Annotated in this window: 21 protein-coding genes; 14 read left to right on the top strand and 7 right to left on the bottom strand. The window is 67.3% G+C overall.

The features are described from left to right. Positions 1 to 56 precede the first annotated feature (56 nt). Complete coding sequence (locus tag AC5P8C_RS17390; RefSeq protein ID WP_005407755.1) at positions 57 to 545, bottom strand: hypothetical protein; 489 nt, start codon at positions 543 to 545, stop codon at positions 57 to 59. 84 nt (positions 546 to 629) lie between these two features. Here AC5P8C_RS17390 and AC5P8C_RS17385 point away from each other — a divergent pair, with 84 nt between their 5' ends. Beyond that, positions 630 to 1,097 carry a YehS family protein gene (locus AC5P8C_RS17385; protein ID WP_019661796.1) on the top strand — a complete coding sequence of 156 codons (468 nt, stop codon included), beginning with the start codon at positions 630 to 632 and terminating at the stop codon, positions 1,095 to 1,097. On the opposite strand, the gene AC5P8C_RS17380 is transcribed toward AC5P8C_RS17385, so the two are convergent. Further along, positions 1,066 to 1,953 (bottom strand): LysR substrate-binding domain-containing protein, encoded by an 888-nt coding sequence (locus tag AC5P8C_RS17380; protein WP_019661797.1) that lies wholly within the window; start codon positions 1,951 to 1,953, stop codon positions 1,066 to 1,068. The two genes, AC5P8C_RS17385 and AC5P8C_RS17380, sit on opposite strands and share 32 nt — an antisense overlap. A gap of 143 nt (positions 1,954 to 2,096) precedes the next feature. On the opposite strand from AC5P8C_RS17380, the gene AC5P8C_RS17375 reads away from it, so the two are divergent. Beyond that, a complete protein-coding gene (locus AC5P8C_RS17375) occupies positions 2,097 to 3,245 on the top strand; it encodes an MFS transporter (RefSeq protein ID WP_425423349.1) in 1,149 nt (382 codons plus the stop codon). Here the strand turns inward: AC5P8C_RS17375 and AC5P8C_RS17370 are convergent. Beyond that, positions 3,242 to 3,940, bottom strand: a complete 699-nt coding sequence (locus AC5P8C_RS17370) for a TorF family putative porin (protein WP_019661799.1) — start codon at positions 3,938 to 3,940, stop codon at positions 3,242 to 3,244. The two genes, AC5P8C_RS17375 and AC5P8C_RS17370, sit on opposite strands and share 4 nt — an antisense overlap. 179 nt (positions 3,941 to 4,119) lie before the next feature. On the opposite strand from AC5P8C_RS17370, the gene AC5P8C_RS17365 reads away from it, so the two are divergent. Then, positions 4,120 to 4,509, top strand: coding sequence for a DUF6165 family protein (locus AC5P8C_RS17365; RefSeq protein ID WP_026347234.1), 390 nt, complete (start codon positions 4,120 to 4,122; stop codon positions 4,507 to 4,509). A gap of 6 nt (positions 4,510 to 4,515) precedes the next feature. Here the strand turns inward: AC5P8C_RS17365 and AC5P8C_RS17360 are convergent, their stop codons facing one another. Continuing rightward, the gene (locus tag AC5P8C_RS17360; protein WP_019661801.1) at positions 4,516 to 5,193 is read right to left on the bottom strand and encodes a response regulator transcription factor; all 678 of its coding nucleotides are present in this window, start codon (positions 5,191 to 5,193) and stop codon (positions 4,516 to 4,518) included. Between the two features lie 190 nt (positions 5,194 to 5,383). Next, entirely contained in the window at positions 5,384 to 5,956 is a 573-nt protein-coding gene (locus AC5P8C_RS17355) for an OmpO family porin (RefSeq protein WP_021204739.1), read from the bottom strand. A gap of 281 nt (positions 5,957 to 6,237) precedes the next feature. Between AC5P8C_RS17355 and AC5P8C_RS17350 the strand changes: the two genes are divergently transcribed. Then, positions 6,238 to 6,597, top strand: a complete 360-nt coding sequence (locus AC5P8C_RS17350; RefSeq protein WP_005407745.1) for a DUF1428 domain-containing protein — start codon at positions 6,238 to 6,240, stop codon at positions 6,595 to 6,597. A gap of 15 nt (positions 6,598 to 6,612) precedes the next feature. Here AC5P8C_RS17350 and AC5P8C_RS17345 read toward each other — a convergent pair whose 3' ends face one another. After that, a complete protein-coding gene (locus tag AC5P8C_RS17345) occupies positions 6,613 to 7,305 on the bottom strand; it encodes a hypothetical protein (RefSeq protein WP_019661803.1) in 693 nt (230 codons plus the stop codon). A gap of 106 nt (positions 7,306 to 7,411) precedes the next feature. Next, positions 7,412 to 8,272 (bottom strand): histone, encoded by an 861-nt coding sequence (locus tag AC5P8C_RS17340; RefSeq protein WP_495219149.1) that lies wholly within the window; start codon positions 8,270 to 8,272, stop codon positions 7,412 to 7,414. Positions 8,273 to 8,763: 491 nt separating this feature from the next. Between AC5P8C_RS17340 and AC5P8C_RS17335 the strand changes: the two genes are divergently transcribed. The 10 genes from AC5P8C_RS17335 (at position 8,764) to AC5P8C_RS17290 (ending at position 17,277) form a co-directional block, all read left to right on the top strand. Beyond that, positions 8,764 to 10,197 (top strand): Do family serine endopeptidase, encoded by a 1,434-nt coding sequence (locus AC5P8C_RS17335; protein WP_019661805.1) that lies wholly within the window; start codon positions 8,764 to 8,766, stop codon positions 10,195 to 10,197. A 100-nt stretch (positions 10,198 to 10,297) separates the two neighbouring features. Further along, positions 10,298 to 10,663, top strand: a complete 366-nt coding sequence (locus tag AC5P8C_RS17330; protein WP_010486932.1) for a hypothetical protein — start codon at positions 10,298 to 10,300, stop codon at positions 10,661 to 10,663. Between the two features lie 8 nt (positions 10,664 to 10,671). Further along, on the top strand, positions 10,672 to 11,142 hold the full coding sequence (locus AC5P8C_RS17325; protein ID WP_004153834.1) for a phage holin family protein: 471 nt from the start codon (positions 10,672 to 10,674) through the stop codon (positions 11,140 to 11,142). Further along, positions 11,139 to 11,606, top strand: a complete 468-nt coding sequence (locus AC5P8C_RS17320) for a hypothetical protein (protein ID WP_021204736.1) — start codon at positions 11,139 to 11,141, stop codon at positions 11,604 to 11,606. Before AC5P8C_RS17325 ends, AC5P8C_RS17320 begins: the two co-directional genes overlap by 4 nt. A gap of 67 nt (positions 11,607 to 11,673) precedes the next feature. Next, positions 11,674 to 12,783: an AI-2E family transporter gene (locus AC5P8C_RS17315; RefSeq protein ID WP_019661808.1), complete on the top strand. Its 1,110-nt coding sequence runs from the start codon at positions 11,674 to 11,676 to the stop codon at positions 12,781 to 12,783. Between the two features lie 91 nt (positions 12,784 to 12,874). Continuing rightward, positions 12,875 to 13,342 (top strand): hypothetical protein, encoded by a 468-nt coding sequence (locus AC5P8C_RS17310; RefSeq protein ID WP_026347235.1) that lies wholly within the window; start codon positions 12,875 to 12,877, stop codon positions 13,340 to 13,342. 72 nt (positions 13,343 to 13,414) lie between these two features. After that, on the top strand, positions 13,415 to 14,134 hold the full coding sequence (locus tag AC5P8C_RS17305) for an HAD family hydrolase (protein ID WP_019661810.1): 720 nt from the start codon (positions 13,415 to 13,417) through the stop codon (positions 14,132 to 14,134). 3 nt (positions 14,135 to 14,137) lie between these two features. Continuing rightward, positions 14,138 to 15,505, top strand: a complete 1,368-nt coding sequence (locus AC5P8C_RS17300) for a leucyl aminopeptidase family protein (RefSeq protein ID WP_019661811.1) — start codon at positions 14,138 to 14,140, stop codon at positions 15,503 to 15,505. Positions 15,506 to 15,640: 135 nt separating this feature from the next. Beyond that, positions 15,641 to 16,744: a catalase gene (locus tag AC5P8C_RS17295; RefSeq protein WP_049480364.1), complete on the top strand. Its 1,104-nt coding sequence runs from the start codon at positions 15,641 to 15,643 to the stop codon at positions 16,742 to 16,744. Beyond that, the gene (locus tag AC5P8C_RS17290) at positions 16,741 to 17,277 is read left to right on the top strand and encodes a cytochrome b (protein WP_019661813.1); all 537 of its coding nucleotides are present in this window, start codon (positions 16,741 to 16,743) and stop codon (positions 17,275 to 17,277) included. The genes AC5P8C_RS17295 and AC5P8C_RS17290 overlap by 4 nt, the downstream gene beginning before the upstream one ends. Positions 17,278 to 17,636 lie beyond the last annotated feature (359 nt).

The raw sequence follows: 17,636 nt of genomic DNA, 5'->3' as shown, positions 1-17,636 counted from the left end.
GTCGGCCCGCCCCTGCGTTGCCGATGCCGGCTGACCACGCCCGGGGCGTGCGCGGCTCAGCGCACGCGGAATACCCGGGCCTTGGGCAGGTCTTCGTCGACCTGCAGGAACCAGCGCCCGGCAATTCCTGGAACAACGGCGATCTGCGGCGACTGCAGCACCTTGCGCAGCTTCATCTGCCCCTTCATCACCTGCCATTGCTGGCCGTTATCAAGGGTGAACAGCGTGCCGGGTTGCCAGCCTGCGACCTCTCCGACCACGCGTGCATTGACCGGTCCTTCTTCCAGGCCCAGATGCATTGCTGCCGGTGCCGGCACATTGGCAGGCAGCGGCGCAGCGGCGGGGGCCACCGCTGCCGTCGGCCCGGTGGCCGCGCGCTCTGCCTCGCGCAGTACCCGGTTCAGTGCCTGCAACTGCGCTGGACTGAGCCCGACCTCGGCCAGTTGGGATGCACTGAGGCGCCGCTCGACGGGTACGAAGCGGTCCTGGGCGAAGGCAGCGAAGCTGCTGGCGAGCAGCAGTGCGGAAAACAGATACCGGCGCATGCAAGGGTCTCAGCGAACGAGTGCCCACGATGCTGCAGTTCGGTGACACTCCGGTGACACGCCAGGGGCCGCTACAATTGGACCATGATCAACAATGATGTCCTGCGCAGCGTGCGCTACTCCCTGGACCTGGGCGACCACCACGTGGTGGCCCTGTGCCAGATGGCCGACCCGGCCTTCGCCGTGGAGACCGAGCAGGTGAAGGCCTGGTTGCGCCGCGAGGACGAAGCCGGTTTCGAGGCGATGAGCGACAGCGCGCTGGCGCACTTCCTCGATGGCCTGATCGTGCACCTGCGCGGTCGCGACGAGAACCAGCCGCAGCGCGCGGTGGAGACCCGCATCGACAACAACCTGGTGCTGAAGAAGCTGCGCGTGGCGTTCCAGCTGCGCGACGTCGATCTGATGGAGATCTTCGCCAGCGCCGGTTTCAATGTCTCCAAGTCGGAAGTGGGCGCACTGTTCCGCCAACCCGGGCACGCCAACTACCGGCGTTGCCTGGACCAGATGCTGCGCAACTTCCTCAAGGGCCTGAGCCTGCGCCTGCGCGGCTGAGCACGGCCTCGACGAACGCCCGCGCCGCCGGTGTCGGCAGCCGCTGCCAGACCAGGTGCACGCGGCGGGTCGGGGTCGGCTGCAGCGGAATCCGCACCACGCCTTCAAAGCCTTCGGCGATCAACGCCGGCACGATGCCGACCGCCAGCCCATGGCGGACGAAGCGCTCGACCAGTTCCATCAGGTTGACCTCGAAGCGGACCGTGTGCGGCAGGCCGGCGGCGGCGAAGGCATCGTCGGTCTGCCGCCGCGCACCGGTGCCGCGCGGGAAGTCGACCAGCGCTTCATCCTGCAGTTCGGTCAAGGGCATCCGCTTGCGCCGGGCCAAGCGGTGCGACGGCGCCAGCACCGCCACCAGGTCTTCTTCCTGCAGCATCTGGTGGCAGACCCCGTCCAGGCCGGCCGAGGGCGCCAACCCCACCAGTGCCAGGTCCAATTCACGCGACTGCACCTGCGCGATCAGATCCTCGCTCTTGTCCACCCGCAGCTGGAACTCCACCTGCGGGTGCGCCTGCTGGAAGGCTGCCAGCATCGCCACCACGTCGATGCCGGTCAGCGAGGAAATCTGCCCGATCGCCAGCAGGCCACGCACCTCGCCACTCACCGCGGCCACGTCGGCGCGCAGGTGGCGCAGGCTGGCCAGCACCTGGCGTGCGTGCACCAGCAGCGCCTCACCGGCCGCCGTCACCCGTACCTGGCGCGGCAGGCGTTCAAACAGCGGCGTGCCCAGTTCCTGCTCCAGGTAGGCAATCTGGTGGCTCAACGCGGACTGCACCACGTGGCAGCGTTCGGCGGCACGGGTGAAATTGCCCTCTTCGGCCAGGGCGACGGCAAATTCGAGCTGCTTTAGATTCATCCAGCTATCTCGTTTCCAGATGGCATGGATGATGATGATTCATTTCCATCATGGTCGCAGCAGGCGGACACTGTGCACCCCGCTTTGTGGAATACCGCGTGAGTCCGTCCCTCCCCCCCCTGCACCGCTGGCAGGTGCTGCTGATGTCGGTCGCCACCGGCGTGGCCGTGGCCAGCAACTACTATGCGCAGCCACTGCTGCATACCATTGCCGATGCCTTCGATGTGCCGTTCGGCCAGGTCGGCATGGTGGTCACCGCCGCGCAGCTGAGCTATGCGGCCGGACTGATCCTGCTGGTGCCGCTGGGAGACCTGTTCGAACGCCGGCGCCTGATCGTGGTGATGAGCCTGTTGTCCGCCGGCGGGCTGGTGATCAGTGCCTGTGCGCCGTCGCTGGCCTGGCTGCTGGCGGGCACCGCGATCACCGGCCTGTTCTCCGTGGTCGCCCAGGTGCTGGTGCCGTTCGCGGCCACGCTGGCCGCGCCGGAACATCGCGGTCGCGTGGTCGGCACGTTGATGAGCGGCCTGCTGCTGGGCATCCTGCTGGCGCGCACCGTGGCCGGCCTGCTTTCCAGCCTGGGCGACTGGCGCCTGGTGTACGCGATCGCCGCTGCCACCCTGGTGCTGACCGCACTGGCATTGCAGCGCGGCCTGCCGCGCTTCCACCACAGCGCCGGCCTTGGCTACTTCGCATTGCTGCGCTCGATCGGCGTGCTGTTCGTGCAGGAACCGGTGCTGCGCCAGCGCACGCTGCTGGGCGCCTGCAGCTTCGCCATGTTCGCGATCTTCTGGACGCCACTGGCGTTCCTGCTGGCACAGCCGCCGTATGCCTACAGCGACGCCACCATCGGCCTGTTCGGGCTGGTCGGCGCGGCCGGCACGCTGGCGGCCGGCCTGGCCGGCCGCATGTCCGACCGTGGCCAGACCGGGCGTGCTACCGCCATCGCGCTGGCGCTGCTGCTGCTCTCGTGGCTGCCACTGGGGCTGTCGGCCCACTCGTTGCTGGCGCTGCTGGTCGGCGTGGTGGTGCTGGACCTGGCCGCGCAGCTGCTGCACGTCAGTAACCAGAACCTGATCTATGCACTGCAACCGGCAGCGCGCAACCGCCTCAATGCCGGCTACATGACCGGCTACTTCATCGGCGGTTCGCTGGGTTCGCTGCTGTCGGCGCAGGTCTACCAGCGCTTCGGCTGGACCGGCGTCTGCGTAGCCGGTGCTGCGGTGGCGGTGCTGGCCCTGCTGCTGTGGCTGCCCGGCGCGCTGCATGCGCGCCAGGCCTCGGTGGCCGACTAGAAACTGCCCTGCAGCGCCAGCTCCCATCGTCCACCGGCATTGCCCGGGAACAGGCGCTTGGCCGCACTGTCGGTGTCATGCACGGTGGCACGCAGCTCCCATGCCTGGGCCAGCGTGGCGATGGCACTGAGCTGGCCATGCAGGTAATCCGGACCCTGCGCGGTGGCCAGCCAATACTGGCCCACCGCCGCCTCCAGGCGGAACCGCTCGTGCAGCGGTACCCGCACGCCCAACTGGGCATAGGTGCCGCGATGGCCACCGGCCAACGCATCGTTGGAACGGGCGACCTGCAACCAGGCGCGCTGCTTCCAGCTCACTGTGGTGTTGAGTTCGGTCCAGTCCAGCGCGCGGCCGGTGCCCGGGTACATGTAGCGGGTCAGGTTGGCATCCAGTGTCCAGTCCGGGGCCAGCGCACCGGACCAGCCGGCCACCAGGTCGAACTCGCTGCGCGCGCCATTGTCCGGCTTGAACGAAACGTTGGAGCCCCACACGCTGGTGTACCAACCCGATGGGATCGAAACCTTCGCACCCGCCTGCACCGCCGGGTCGCCGTCGCTCTGCGAGCTGCCACGCCACACGTAGTCACTGGTCAACGCCGCACTGCCACTGACCTGTAACTGTGCCTGCGCGCTGCCGATCCCGAGCAGCCCTGCCAGGGCGGCCACCACCGCCGCCATCATCCCCTTGCTGTTCACTGCACTGTGTTCCTCGTCGAAGGCGGTTATGCCGCCGGGAACGCAGTGTCGAGGCGGTGGCCGTAACGGATCGAGGGTGCTGCCGGGGCCGTGGCGCAAATTCGGCGTAAATCCCGTGAACCGGGGCCACATGCCGGCAGCGCGGTATCATGGTGCCCTGTTTCCAGAGAACCAACCGCGTGGACGCCATCCTGACGCCGGTATCGATCGGCGAGCTGATCGACAAGATCACCATTCTCGAGATCAAGGCCGAACGCATCGACGATGCGGCCAAGCTGAGCAACGTGCGCACCGAGCTGGACGGCCTGCTGCCGTTGCTGCAGCAGCAACTGCAGGCTCAGCCGGCGCTGGCCGTGCTGAAGCAGCAGTTGAAGGCAATCAACGAGCGCATGTGGGACATCCAGGACCAGCTGCGCGACAAGGAAGCGGCCCAGGTGTTCGACGATGCCTTCATCCAGCTGGCACGCGGTGTCTATGGCACCAATGGCGAGCGCGTGCAGGTGAAGAACGAGATCAACCGCGTGGCCGGTTCGGCCCTGGTGGAAGAGAAGCAGTACCAGGGCGAGTAAGCCCGCTCATCCGCATTCGAGCAGGTGCCGGATGCGGAACAGCTCACCATCGCTGTGGATGCCCAGCTTCTCGTAGGCCGTCCGCTTCTGCGTGCTGACCGTACTGGCCGTTCGCCCGAAGCGCCGCGCCACCTCCCCGGTGGTGCAGCCCTGCAGGACCAGCCGGAGCACCTCGCGCTCACGTCGGCTCAAGGGCGTCAGCACCGGCGCCGGTGTGCGCCGCATGCGTGATCGGTTCAACTGCGTGCGCAGCTCCGGGGGCACGAAGCGGCCGCCACGGGCCAGTACCTCCACCGCGCGCCGCAGCATCTCCGGCGTGGTTCCCTTTGACAGGAAGCCGCGCGCGCCGGCCTGCATCGCCATGCTCACCATGCTGGCATTGCAGTGCGCAGACAGCACCAGCACCGGCAGCAGCGGCCAGCGCCGCGACAACAGCCGCAACAGGGACAGGCCCTGTTCGGGACCATAGGGCGCCAGCAGGTCGATCAGCAGCAGGTCGATGCCATCCGGCTGGCGCTGCAGCAGATCGAGCAGATCAGCTTCGCGGGTGAAGCTGCCACAGACCTGCACGCCACCGTGCTGGCAAAGCACCACCTCCACCCCCAGACGCAGCACGGGATGCGGCGCCAGCATTGCCAGGCGGCGGGGCCGATCGAGGGGCAGAGCGGGAACGGCAGGCGGCATCACATGGATCCGACGATACGAAGTGCCCACCGTAGGGCCGCGCCGGGAGCAGCGGAATCCAATTTATTGCAACGCAGCAGCGGCCTCGGAACATGCTCAGCTGCGGTTTCGGGTCGTCACAACGCAACAGGCCCGGCATGCGCCGGGCCTGTCGAGGCATCTTCAGCGCGCAGGCGCGCCGAGGAAGCAATTACCAGCTGAAGCGCGGGCCGACGGTGTATTCCTTGTCGCCGTCGCGGTTCATCTTCAGCTCGCCGTTCAGGCCCCAGTTCTGGTTCAGTTTGACCTGGCCACCCAGGCGGCCGTACCACTGGCCTTCCGGATTGATGCCGTGCTTCTTCGAGAAATCTTCGTAGCCGACCATGCCGTAGACTTCGGCGTGGGCACCGAAGGCGGTGCGGATACCGGCTTCAGCGCTGTAGCCGTTGAAGTCCAGGCCGTGCTTCTGGTCGCGCTTCTGGTAGGCAACGCGAGCAACGAAGTCGGTGGTCGGGGCGATTTCAACGTTGTAGCCGGCGCCAATCTTCCACTGGTCCAGCTTGATGTTGGTGTGGTCGATTTCCTGGCGGCTGTAATCACCGAAAGCGTGGAAGTTCGGCAGGAAGCCGTACGAGCCCTTCACGCCCCAGCCGTCGGCCTTGAACGCATCGATGTCGGTCTTGGCGTAGTCGGCTTCGGCATAGTTGTACGACAGGTTCTCAGCAGCCGAGGCGGTGAACGGCAGGGCAGCGGCCAGGGCCAGAGCAATCAGCGAATTCTTCATGGGGGTACACCTTTACTTTCTTATGGTGTGCAGCAGCGCCAAGGCGCCATCGCATCGGGAATGTAAATTCTCCGTTATTCGCCACAACGCTCCCTGAAAACAGCGGTCTTCGCATTGCTGAATTTTCTGGCTTGATTCAGGCTGTTTCTGGCATACGCGCGCGGCGCGCGTGCATTTCATCGGCACAACGACTGCCGGTTGCAGGATGTCGATCCACGACGCCCTGGTTCGTCGGGTACTTGAAGGCCGTGCATGCGGCACGGTCCATCCGGAGGCAGGCAATGAGCTACATCGATGGTTTCGTCCTGGCGGTGCCCACCGCCAACAAGGAGAAGTTCCTCGCCCACGCACGCACAGGAGATCCCGTTTTCATCGAATACGGCGCGCTGCGCGTGGTCGAGTGCTGGGGCGATGACGTGCCGCACGGCAAGACCACCGACTTCTTCGGCGCGGTGAAAGCCACGCCGGATGAGACGGTGGTGTTTTCCTGGATCGAATGGCCGGACAAGCCGACCCGCGACGCCGGCATGAAGAAGATGATGGAAGACCCAAGGTTTGATCCGGCGACGAATCCGATGCCGTTCGACGGCGCGCGGATGATCTACGGCGGCTTCGTGCCGATCTACGAACTGACGCGCTGAACCGGGCGGACGTGCTCAGCGCGCGTCCGTTTCATCGCTGGCAGCGGCATGGCCGGCGCCCAGTGCGGCGCCGGCGCCGAGGCCCACACCGCCCATCCCAGCGCCCATTCCGCCACCGCCACCTCCTCCACCCGCACGACCGCCCTTGGCGTCGCCGTCGTTGCGGCCCTTGCCGCCGACACTGGCGCCACCCGGCCGGGTCGGCCCCTGCGGCGGTATCTGCAGGTCGGTCGGAATCGGCGCCAGATCCAGCGCTTCGCGCACGAAGTCGCGCAGCGAGACCACCAGTTCATGGGTATGTACCGGCCGCCCCTGTGCCAGTTCATTGGCGGCACGCGCGGCCAGCCGCACCTGTTCGTCGGTGCCCAGCAGCAGGATGTCCGACAACGCCGCTTCCACGGCATCACGGATGCGGCGCGCGCGATCCGAGCGGGGCTCGGCAATGCCCTCTGCATCCTCGCGCTGGCGAAGGTCACGGCGATGGCTGGGGTCCACACCCAGTTCGCCGGTGAACGAACCGCCCAGGGTCTTGTAGGCCGCCATCAGCGTGCGCAGCCGTTCGTTGATCTGCCGGTTCGCGCGCTCGCGGCGCTGCTGCAGGGTCTGCATCACCAGCAGGCGGATGCCCACGCCCAGCAGGGTGATCAGGACCAGGCCGGCCAAGGTGGACAGCACGCCCTGCCAGGAACTGAAGTCAATACCGCGCATGCCCCGGGCTCCGGCAGGAAGAACCTGCATCTTGCTCCAGACCGCGTCCCTGAAACGCGAAAGGCCCCACCACCCGGGGGTGGCAGGGCCTTCGGTCACGGCGCGATTACTTGCGCTTGGCGACCTTGCGCACGGCCTTCTTGGCCGGAGCCTTCTTGGCGGCGACCTTCTTCAGCGGCGCAGCCTTCTTGGCAACCGTCTTGCGGGTGGCGGCAACCTTCTTGCCCACTGCCTTCTTGGCAACGGCGGTCTTCTTGCCGACAACCTTCTTGGCAGCGGCGGTCTTCTTGCCGACGGCCTTCTTGGCGACGGCAGCCTTCTTGCCGACAGCCTTCTTGGCGGCCGTGGTCTTCCTGGTGGCGACCTTCCTGGTGGCGGCAACCTTCTTGCCGACGACCTTCTTCGCAGCCACGGCCTTCTTGCCAGCAACCTTCTTGGCGGCGACGGTCTTCTTGGCCACGGCCTTCTTGGCGGTAGCGACCTTCTTGCCGACGGCCTTCTTGGCGACGGCAGCCTTCTTGGTGGCGGCCTTCTTCACGGTGGCGACCTTCTTGCCGGCAGCCTTGGTGGCGGCCTTGGTGGTCTTCTTGGCAGCGGCAGCCTTCTTGGTCACAGCCTTGCCTGCAGCCGCCTTCTTCTTGGCCACTTCATTCTTCAGCGCAGCGGCTTCGGCCTTGGCGTTCTTCTTGGCGGCTTCCAGCTTCTTCTTGGCGTTGGCAACAGTCTTGCCGACCGACTTGGCGGCCTTCTCGGCCTTCTTGGCAACGGTCTTCTCGACCTTGGCCACGGCCTTCTTGGCCTTGGCAACGCGGGTACCGGCAACCTTGGTGGCGCGCTTGACGGTCTTCTTGACCGACTGCACTGCGTCTTCGGCAGCGTGGGCGATGGTCTCGCCAACGTTGGTGGCGGTTTCTTTGACGTTCTCGACGGCGTCGGTCACGACCGACACACCATTACCGTTGCTCATGTTGCCCTCCTGGGGGCCTTAAGTATCAAAACGGGGCGATGCTATACCGACATTGACGATCGTGGAACGGGGCACGCACGAGCAATCGCATCTGATGCGACGGCAATGGTGTAGTCGGGTACCCTCGCGAGTACGATGTGTTGACGGGAAACCCCTTTTTTTTCAGTGCTGCGCCGCACGATGCGGGCAGCGGCAGGGGCTGCGTGCGCACACCCGCCCGGACGTAGCGAAAGGCATGCGATATGGCGCATCGCGGCATCGGGATGCGCAGAACTGCGCAAGCATCGGCCTGCATACCCACGCGCTTGGGCAGACGTCGGCACAGTGCGAGGAACCTCCGGCGTTGCCGCCTGCGGCCCACGGTAGCGATGCTGGACCGGGTTCCGGGCATGGCGTTTTCATGGCGCATTTATCCATATCGCGACACACTCATTCAGCTTGTTCTACCGTAGGGCCGTACCGCCCCCACCCACGCCAGCGAACCGACTCCCATGCGACCGCTTCCTACCCTGCTCACGCTCGCAATCGCCGCCGCCTTCGGTGGCTTCGTTGCCACCGGCATCAATGCCCACATGGACAACCGTGCCGACGCCGCGCCGCTGCCGGCGGTGTTGCCGACCACGGCGGCCTTGCCGGCTTCGGTGGCCGGTCAGGCGGTGCCGTCGCTGGCACCGATGCTGGAAAAGGCAATGCCGGCGGTGGTCAGTGTCAACACCAAGCAGGTGGTGCGCGTGCGCAACCCCTTCTTCAACGACCCATTCTTCCGCCGCCTGTTCCCGGATATCCCACAGGAACGCATCAACGAATCGCTGGGCTCGGGCGTGATCATCGACGCCAAGGAGGGGCTGGTGCTGACCAACCACCATGTCATCGACAACGCCGATGACGTACAGGTGACACTGGCGGACGGGCGCACGGTCAAGGCCGAGTTCCTCGGCTCGGACCGCGACACCGACATCGCGCTGATCCGCATCCCGGCGCAGAACCTGACCGACATCAAGCTCGGCAACAGCGACCAGCTGCGCGTAGGCGACTTCGTGGTGGCCATCGGCAACCCGTTCGGCTTCAGCCAGACCGTTACCTCGGGTATCGTTTCGGCGGTGGGCCGCAGCGGCATCCGCGGGCTGGGCTACCAGAACTTCATCCAGACCGATGCGTCGATCAATCCGGGCAACTCCGGTGGCGCGCTGGTCGACCTGCAGGGCCAGCTGGTCGGCATCAATACCGCCAGCTTCAACCCGCAGGGCAGCATGGCCGGCAACATCGGCCTGGGCCTGGCGATTCCTTCCAACCTGGCGCGCAGCGTGGTCGACCAGCTGGTCAAGCACGGCGTGGTGGTGCGCGGCACGCTGGGCGTGGAAAGCCAGAACCTGACCGCGCAGATCGCGCAGGGCCTGGGCCTGGGCGAAACCCGCGGTGCGCTGATCACCCGCGTGCTGGCCGGCTCGGCCGCCGCCGCAGCCGGGCTGAAGCCGGGCGACGTGGTGGTGTCGGCCAACGGCCAGCGCGTGGACAGCGCCGAGGCCCTGCACAACGTGGAAGGCCTGGCGGCCGTCGGCAGCGCGATGACGCTGGACGTACGCCGCGAAGGCAAGCCACTGCAGATCAAGGCGACACTGAAGGAACAGGCGCGCGCGGTCACCGGTGAGAGCCTGGACCCGCGCCTGACCGGTGCGACCTTCGTCGACCTGCCCGAGTCACTGCGCCAATCCGGTGTCGGCGGCGTGCTGGTCAGCGAGGTCAAGCGCGGCAGCCGCGCTGCCAGCAACGGCCTGCAGCAGGGCGACATCATCACCGACGCCACCGTGGGCGAATTCGCCGACCTGGCCAGTTGGCGCGCCAACTTCCAGCAACGCCCGCCGACCCTGGTGGTGCGCGTGCTGCGCAACAACGGCCAGCAGCAGGGCCAGCTCGTGATGCGCTGATCGCCCTGCCGTAACACCCCCTATACCCCGGCAATGCTATTGCTGTCAGTCCAGGTCGGCACCGCCGACGCCGTTCCCCCATCGCAACAGGAGTGATTCGATGAGCCCCACCAATACCGAGAACCTGAAGGAACACCTGGGTGAAGCCGGTTCCCACCTGAAGCAGGCCGCCAGCGCCGCCGGCGGTGCGATCAAGGGCGCCACCGGTGCCGCGACCGACGAACTGCGCATCGGCAAGGCCAACGTCAAGGCTGAACTGTCCGACAGCGCACTGTCCGGCCTGGCCGCTGCCGAGTTTGGTGGTGCCGCCGCCAAGGAGCAGGTCGATGCGCTGATGGACAAGGGCAAGGACCTGATCGACAGCGCCGCCGAATTGATCCGTGAGCGTCCGCTGGCCTCGTTCGGTGTTGCCTTCGCGGCCGGCTGGATCATCGCCAAGCTGGCCCGCGGCAGCAGCGACAAGTAAGCCGCGGCGTGAGCGAAGACAACGCGCAAGCCCCTGATCCGGCGGCTACCCCGCCGCTGGATGAGAGCATCCGCCAGGTCGGCGCGGCCGGTCGTGCCGCTGCCGACTCGGCCAAGCACTCGCTGCGTTCGCTGCGCCGGTTGGCCTCGGCCGACTTCGCGCTGGCACGCAGTGCCTTCGGCCGCGCGCTGGCCTGGGCCGGCGTAGCGATCGTATTTGGTGCGTCGGCTTGGCTGCTGATGGCCGCCACCCTTATCGCGCTGCTGCAAAGCTGGGGCCTGAGCTGGCTGCAGGCACTGCTGATCACCTCGCTGCTGAGCCTGGCCGTCACCGGTTATGCGATCTGGCGGGTGTCCTACTTCTTCCACCACACCGGCATGCACGCCACCCGGCGCCAGCTGTCCCGCCTGGGCCTGTTCGACGAGCCCAGCGAAGACGACCCCGATGCCGATGTGCAGCTGCCAGAGGGCAAGCCATGAAGTTCGGTGCGCTGCAGCGTCGGGTGAAGCGCTGCGAACAGGTGGTAACCGTGCGTCTGGTCGAGACCCAGGACCACTGGTCCACGCTCGGCCAGGTCTGGCGCCAGGGCTGGTCGCCACTACGCATCGTGGTAGTGGGCCTGGCCGGTGGCTTCATTGCCGGCAAGCTGGAAATGCCGGGCAAGGTCAACGGTGCGCGCTGGCTGCAGATGGTGGGTTCGGTCTCGAACCTGTTCGCCAGTGCGCAGGCGGCGTTCGCCACGGCGATGGCGGCGCAGGCGGCGGCCACCGCCGACGATGCGGCCGAAGAAGCCGGCGATGCCAGCGAACAGGCACACGCAGCGGCCTCCGCCGCTGAAGCACGGCCCGCAGCGGCAGCGCGAGCTGTGCCGGAGCCGGAGCCGGAACCGGACCTGCGCGAACCGCGCCCGGCCGAGGCGGCCACCGAGCTGTCCGAACGTTGATCCCTGGAATCCGCCGCGCCGGTCGCGGCCGGCGGATAATGCGCTCCCCTTTCCGGCTGATGCGTCGATGAGCGAGTCCTCCCTGTCCCCGTCACCGGCCGGCCACGACGCATCCGAGGCACCGCTGCCGCCCCCGTCGCGCCCACGCGGACCGATGTCGCTGGTGGTGCTGGCGACCCTGGCCGTGGGCTATACGCTATGGGCGGCGCAGGACATCATCCTGCCGGTGCTGCTTGCGATGTTCTTCGCGCTGGTCGGCAATCCCATCCTGCGCCTGCTGCAGAAGCTGTGGATCCCGCGCGCGCTGGGCGCGCTGTTGATCCTCGGTGCGGGCCTGGGCGTGACCGGTTCGCTGGCCGTGCAGCTGATCGGACCGGCGATGGAATGGGCGCAGGAAGCACCGCAGCAGCTGCGCAAGGTCGCCCGCCAGGTGCAGAACCTGACCAAGCCGGTGCAGCAGGCCAACCAGGCGGCGGAAAACTTCGCCCGTGTGGCCGGCGGTGACAGCAACCACAAGGTGCAGGTGATCCGCACCCAGCTCGACGACCCCTACCGCATGCTGACCCGTGCACCGCGGCTGGCTGCCTCGGTGTTGGCCGTGGTGCTGCTGACGCTGTTCTTCATGATCTACGGGCAGAGCCTGCAGCGCGCGGCGATCGCCCTGTTCCCCAACCGCCAGCAGCAGCGCTTCACTACGGACATCCTGCGTTCGATCGAACGCGAGGTCTCGCGTTACGTGCTGACCATCAGCGTGATCAACACCTTGGTCGGGCTGGTGTTCGCCGGCGTGCTGATGCTGCTCGGTATCGGCCTGCAGGAAGCGCTGCTGTGGGGCACGGTGGCCGCGCTGCTGAATTTCGCCCCCTACGTGGGTCCGCTGATCGGCGTGGCGCTGATGCTGTTGATGGGCTTCGTCGAGTTCCGCGACCCGCTGCAGGCCCTGCTGCCCGCAGCCGCCTACCTGGGCCTGCACACACTGGAAGGGCAGATGGTGACCCCGATCGTGCTGGGCCGTCGGATGAAGCTGTCGCCGCTGGTGCTGATCCTGGCGCTGATGGTGTTCGGCTGGGCCTGGGGCATGATCGGGCTGCTGCTGGCGGTGCCGCTGCTGGTGTGCATCAAGCTGGTGCTGGCACGCCTGGACGGCATGCAGGGCTGGGCACGCCTGCTGGAGTGAGGGCATCAACAACGGATGGACGCAGGTGGCGGAACCAGAAACAGGGACGAAGTGGCAGACTATGGCGCCCTACCCGGATGGATCCGCTCGGATGAACTCTCTCGCCACGCGTTGCCTTGCCTTGGCCTGCATTGCCGCTCCCGCGTTCGCCGCGACACCGCCGACTGCCGATCAGGCGCGCACCCAGCTTGCTGAGGCGGTTACCTGCAAGCGGCACCTCACGCCCATGCAGTTCGACGCCATGGCCCGGATGCTGGCACTGGCCCCGGCAAGGGCGCAGGACGGCGAATCCAGCGGCGAGTTCCGGCTGACCACGCCCTTGATGGTGCTGGGCCAGCCCGTGAACCGACTGCAGTCCTATGACGGCGACAGCGGCGAGGATGGCATCGACAGTTTCACCGCGTACTTCAGCTCGGCCAGTGTGGAACAGGTCGCGGCACTGGCGAAGATGTCCGACCCGGTAGCAGGCACCTACACGAAGGAAGTTGGCCGGCACAACCTGGACGTGCAGCAGTTCGACGGCCAGACCACCATCGCCTGCTCGTACAACCTGCGCTGACCCGGCCCAGCCACAGTGCCCCCGCCCGCCACGTCGCATGAAAGCCCGCGCGGGCAGGGGTAGAATGGCGGGGTGAATTTCCCCGTCCAAGCCATCACCCTCGACCTTGACGACACGCTGTGGCCGTTCGCTCCGATCGGCGCCCGCATCGAACAGGTCCTGCACGCCTGGATGTGCGAACACAGCCCCGCTACCGCCGCGATGTATCCGGTGGAGGCGATGCGCGAACTGCGCGAGCGGCTGTACCACGCCCATCCGCACCTCCACCACGACCTGAGTGCGCTGCGCCGGCTGACCCTGCACGAAGCACTGCACACCAGCGGTGCCAGCCTCGATCTGCTGGAGCCTGCGTATGAAGTGTTCTACGCCGCACGCAACCAGGTGGAGTGCTATCCCGATGCGATCGATGCACTGGCACGGGTTGCCGCGCGGGTTCCGGTGGCGGCGCTGAGCAACGGCAATGCCGACCTGGAACGGGTCGGCCTGGCCCATCATTTCGCCTTCCAGCTGGGTGCGCGCGAACACGGCGCGGCCAAGCCCGAAGCCAGCATCTTCCACGCTGCCTGCACCCGACTGGGTGTCGCGCCGGCACAGGTACTGCACGTCGGCGATCATGCCGACATGGACGTGGCCGGGGCGATTGCCGCCGGCCTGCGCGGGTGCTGGATCAACCGCGAGGCAGCCACCTGGACCCATCCGCAGCTGCAGCCGGACCTGCAGTTCGACACCCTCACCGGCCTGGCCGACTGGTTGGATGCCAACCTCGACGCCGCCGCACTCCGGAGTACCTGACGCATGAGCGAGATCACTGGTTTCACTGCCGACACCGCCGCAGCGCTGCCGCTGTACGTGCTGGACCGCGAGCAGTTCGCCGCCTGGAAGGACGGCCAACCGGCCGCCACCCAGGCCTGGCTGGCATCGCAGGGCTTCACCGCCGGTGCCTTCACCACGGCGTTGCTGCCCGGCGCCGATGGCCTGTCCGGAGCGGTGATCGGTGTGGGTGATCGCGCCGATGCCTACAGCTATTCGCATGCCCCGCATGCCCTGCCGGAAGGCAGCGTGTGGCAGCTGGCCAACGAACTGCCGGCCGCCGAACAGGCGCTGCTGCAGCTGGGCTGGGGCTTGGGCAGCTACCGCTTCGACCGCTACCGCAAGCGCCACCGCGCACCGGCGCAACTGGTAGCCGCGCCGACCGGCGAGGTGGCCGACCTGATCACCGCCAGCCTGCGCGTGCGCGACTGGGTCAACACTCCCACCGAAGATATGGGCCCGCAGCAGCTGGAAGACGCTGCCCGCGCCCTGGCCGCTGCGCACGGCGCGCAGGTCGAGGCGATCACCGGTGACGAACTGCTGAAGCAGAACTTCCCGGCCATCCACGCCGTGGGCCGCGCATCGCACCGCGCGCCGCGTCTGGTGGTGCTGCGCTGGGGCAAGGACACCGATCCGTCGCTGGTGCTGGTCGGCAAGGGCGTCTGCTTCGACACCGGCGGCCTGGACATCAAGCCGGCCGACGGCATGCGCAACATGAAGAAGGACATGGGCGGCGCCGCGCATGCGCTGGCCCTGGCCGGCCTGGTGATGGCACGCGGGCTGCCGGTACGTTTGACCCTGCTGGTGCCGGCGGTGGAAAACGCGATCGGTCCGGAGGCGTTCCGCCCGGGTGAAGTGATCGCCACCCGCAAGGGCCTGAGCGTGGAGATCGACAACACCGACGCCGAAGGCCGCGTGATCCTGTGCGACGCATTGACCTTCGCCGGTGAGCAGAAGCCGGACCTGGTGCTGGACTTCGCCACCCTCACCGGTGCCGCGCGCATCGCACTGGGCCCGGATCTGCCAGCGCTCTTCAGCAACGATGACACGGTGGCCCAGCAGTGGCTGCAGGCCGGTGACGCGACCCGCGACCCGGTCTGGCGCATGCCGCTGTGGCGCCCTTACCTGCGCTACCTGAGCAGCGGCATTGCCGACCTGGCCAACGCCGGTTCGCGCATGGCCGGCTCGGTGACCGCCGCGTTGTACCTGGAGCGCTTTCTGGAAGACGGCCAGCGCTGGGCGCATCTGGACGTGTACGCCTGGAACGACGGCGAACGCCCGGGCCGTCCGGCCGGTGGCGAAGCGCTGGCGTTGCGCTCGGCGTGGGCGATGCTGAAGGCGCGCTACAGCTGATCGGGTGGGTGCCGACCTTGGTCGGCACGCCGTCCCCGGCAAACTTGACGAAAATTTGAATACCGGGCCTGGAAGGGTTCTGCGAGGATGTGTGGGTCGACCACCCACACGCTCCGTGAAGGCAGGACTCCGACCATGTCGCTCTTCGGCTACACCCGTGCCGGCCAGACGCCGGGCACACCGCGCAAGCATTCCCCCCTGCTCTGGATCGCGCTGATCGCGCTCATCCTGGGTACCGTGGCGCTGGCCTTTGCCTGGCTGGCCGGCTGGATGGGCGACCGCCTCACCGCGCAGCGCTTCACCGATACCATCGAGGCCACCGGCCCGGCCCACCCGGGCTTCCGCCGCGCGCACAGCAAGGGCATCTGCGTGAGCGGCTGGTTCGAACCCAGTGCGCAGGCCCGCACCCTGTCCAGTGCACGGGTGTTCTCGCAGCGCCGCGTGCCGGTGATGGGCCGCCTGTCGATCGGCGGCGGCGACCCGTACGGCGCCGACAACACTGCACGCGTGCGCAGCCTCGCGGTGCAGATGGTCAGCGATGATGGGCAGGAATGGCGCATGGCGATGAACAGCTTCCCGTTCTTCGCGGTGCCCAGCGCCGAGGCGTTCTACGAGCAGACCCGCGCTTCCATTCCCGACCCGGCCACCGGCAAGCCCGACCCGCAGAAGATGGCTGCGGTGCTGGCGAAGTACCCCAGTGCGCAGGCCTTCCAGCAGTGGGCCAAGACGGCGCCGTGGACCAGCAGCTGGGCCGACACCACCTTCAACAGCGTCAACAGCTTCTGGTTCACCAATGCGCAGGGCCAGAAGCGCGCGGTGCGCTGGCGCTGGCAGCCGCAGGCGCCGGTGGTGGAGATGGATGCGGAAACGCGCAAGCAGGCCAGCGTCGATTTCCTCAGCCAGGAACTGCAGCAGCGCCTGGCCAACGGCCCGGTGCGCTGGAACCTGGTCGTGACCACCGCCGAGCCCGGCGATGCCATCGATGATCCGTCGGTGCCATGGCCCGAGTCGCGTGACCAGGTAGTGGCGGGCGTACTCAGCGTGGACCGCATGCAGTCGCAGGAACAGGGTGCCTGCGGTCAGATCAACTTCGATCCGCTGATCCTGCCCAGCGGCGTGCGCGGCAGTGACGATCCGATCCTGGCCGCCCGCTCGGCGGTGTATTCGCAGTCCTTCAACCGCCGCGAACGCGAGCGCGCCACCGGCAACGTCGAACAACCGAAGGAGGCCGCACGATGAGCATCGGCAACGGCCACTTCAACCTGCTGGCGCGGGTGCTGCACTGGTCCATGGCACTGATGATCATCGCCATGCTGTTCATCGGCGTGACCATGGTCGCCTCACTGCACCTGCGGCCAATGCTGATCGACCTGCACCGCCCGCTGGGCATCGCCATCCTGGTGCTGGTGCTGCTGCGCCTGTACAACCGGCTGCGCCATCGCCCGCCGCCGCTGCCTTCCGACCTGCCCGCCTGGCAGGTGCTGGCGGCGAAGGCCTCGCACTGGATGTTGTATGCGCTGATGCTGGCGATGCCGTTGATCGGCTGGGCGATGCTGTCGGCAGGCGGTTACCCGATCGTGCTGTGGGGCGGCCTGCACCTGCCGCCGATCGTGCCACACACACCGGCGCTGTACGCCGCGTTGCGTAATGCGCACAGTCTGCTGGCCTACGTGCTGTTCGCAACGGTGCTGATGCACGTGGGTGCGGCGCTGTTCCACCTGTGGGTGCGGCGCGATGGGGTGTTCCAGGCGATGGCGCGCGGGAAGGATTGATCGGTTCGCCGGGAATTCCCGGCGGATCGTTTCCGCGACCGCGTTGGGGGTGTCACTTTCTTTGCGCGCAAAGAAAGTAACCAAAGAAACGCTCCGCCGGCCGCGAGCCGACGTGCTGCGCACGCCGGTGCCCTGCGCTCCTCGGCCCGCCGAGGGACGGCGCGGAACTCGCTACGCTCAGACACCCGCGCCTCTTCGCCCTCGCCGGTCCTGCGGTGCTCGGCTCGCTTGAAGGCGGACTCAAGATCAAAGGCGAAAGCGGCCGCTTCACTCGTCGGACACGGCCCGGCGCTACCAAATATCGTCGTGCAGCTGGGGTTCTTGACCTTGGGTCCGCCTTGAGCGAGCCGAGCATCGCA

It is taken from the genome of Stenotrophomonas sp. YJH_SMC_46, from assembly GCF_059370315.1.
The sequence above is the reverse complement of the archived record's forward strand: the minus strand, read 5'-3'. Positions and strand labels throughout refer to the sequence as shown.

What these genes read in the sequence shown, in the direction of transcription:
- AC5P8C_RS17310 (WP_026347235.1), top strand. Translation starts at nt 12,875, where the DNA reads ATGAACTCTCTCGCCACGCGTTGCCTTGCCTTGGCCTGCATTGCCGCT.
- AC5P8C_RS17355 (WP_021204739.1), bottom strand. Translation starts at nt 5,956, where the DNA reads ATGAAGAATTCGCTGATTGCTCTGGCCCTGGCCGCTGCCCTGCCGTTC.
- AC5P8C_RS17340 (WP_495219149.1), bottom strand. Translation starts at nt 8,272, where the DNA reads ATGAGCAACGGTAATGGTGTGTCGGTCGTGACCGACGCCGTCGAGAAC.
- AC5P8C_RS17385 (WP_019661796.1), top strand. Translation starts at nt 630, where the DNA reads ATGATCAACAATGATGTCCTGCGCAGCGTGCGCTACTCCCTGGACCTG.
- AC5P8C_RS17315 (WP_019661808.1), top strand. Translation starts at nt 11,674, where the DNA reads ATGAGCGAGTCCTCCCTGTCCCCGTCACCGGCCGGCCACGACGCATCC.
- AC5P8C_RS17375 (WP_425423349.1), top strand. Translation starts at nt 2,097, where the DNA reads ATGTCGGTCGCCACCGGCGTGGCCGTGGCCAGCAACTACTATGCGCAG.
- AC5P8C_RS17320 (WP_021204736.1), top strand. Translation starts at nt 11,139, where the DNA reads ATGAAGTTCGGTGCGCTGCAGCGTCGGGTGAAGCGCTGCGAACAGGTG.
- AC5P8C_RS17360 (WP_019661801.1), bottom strand. Translation starts at nt 5,193, where the DNA reads ATGCCGCCTGCCGTTCCCGCTCTGCCCCTCGATCGGCCCCGCCGCCTG.
- AC5P8C_RS17300 (WP_019661811.1), top strand. Translation starts at nt 14,138, where the DNA reads ATGAGCGAGATCACTGGTTTCACTGCCGACACCGCCGCAGCGCTGCCG.
- AC5P8C_RS17350 (WP_005407745.1), top strand. Translation starts at nt 6,238, where the DNA reads ATGAGCTACATCGATGGTTTCGTCCTGGCGGTGCCCACCGCCAACAAG.
- AC5P8C_RS17290 (WP_019661813.1), top strand. Translation starts at nt 16,741, where the DNA reads ATGAGCATCGGCAACGGCCACTTCAACCTGCTGGCGCGGGTGCTGCAC.
- AC5P8C_RS17330 (WP_010486932.1), top strand. Translation starts at nt 10,298, where the DNA reads ATGAGCCCCACCAATACCGAGAACCTGAAGGAACACCTGGGTGAAGCC.
- AC5P8C_RS17380 (WP_019661797.1), bottom strand. Translation starts at nt 1,953, where the DNA reads ATGAATCTAAAGCAGCTCGAATTTGCCGTCGCCCTGGCCGAAGAGGGC.
- AC5P8C_RS17390 (WP_005407755.1), bottom strand. Translation starts at nt 545, where the DNA reads ATGCGCCGGTATCTGTTTTCCGCACTGCTGCTCGCCAGCAGCTTCGCT.
- AC5P8C_RS17295 (WP_049480364.1), top strand. Translation starts at nt 15,641, where the DNA reads ATGTCGCTCTTCGGCTACACCCGTGCCGGCCAGACGCCGGGCACACCG.
- AC5P8C_RS17335 (WP_019661805.1), top strand. Translation starts at nt 8,764, where the DNA reads ATGCGACCGCTTCCTACCCTGCTCACGCTCGCAATCGCCGCCGCCTTC.
- AC5P8C_RS17345 (WP_019661803.1), bottom strand. Translation starts at nt 7,305, where the DNA reads ATGCGCGGTATTGACTTCAGTTCCTGGCAGGGCGTGCTGTCCACCTTG.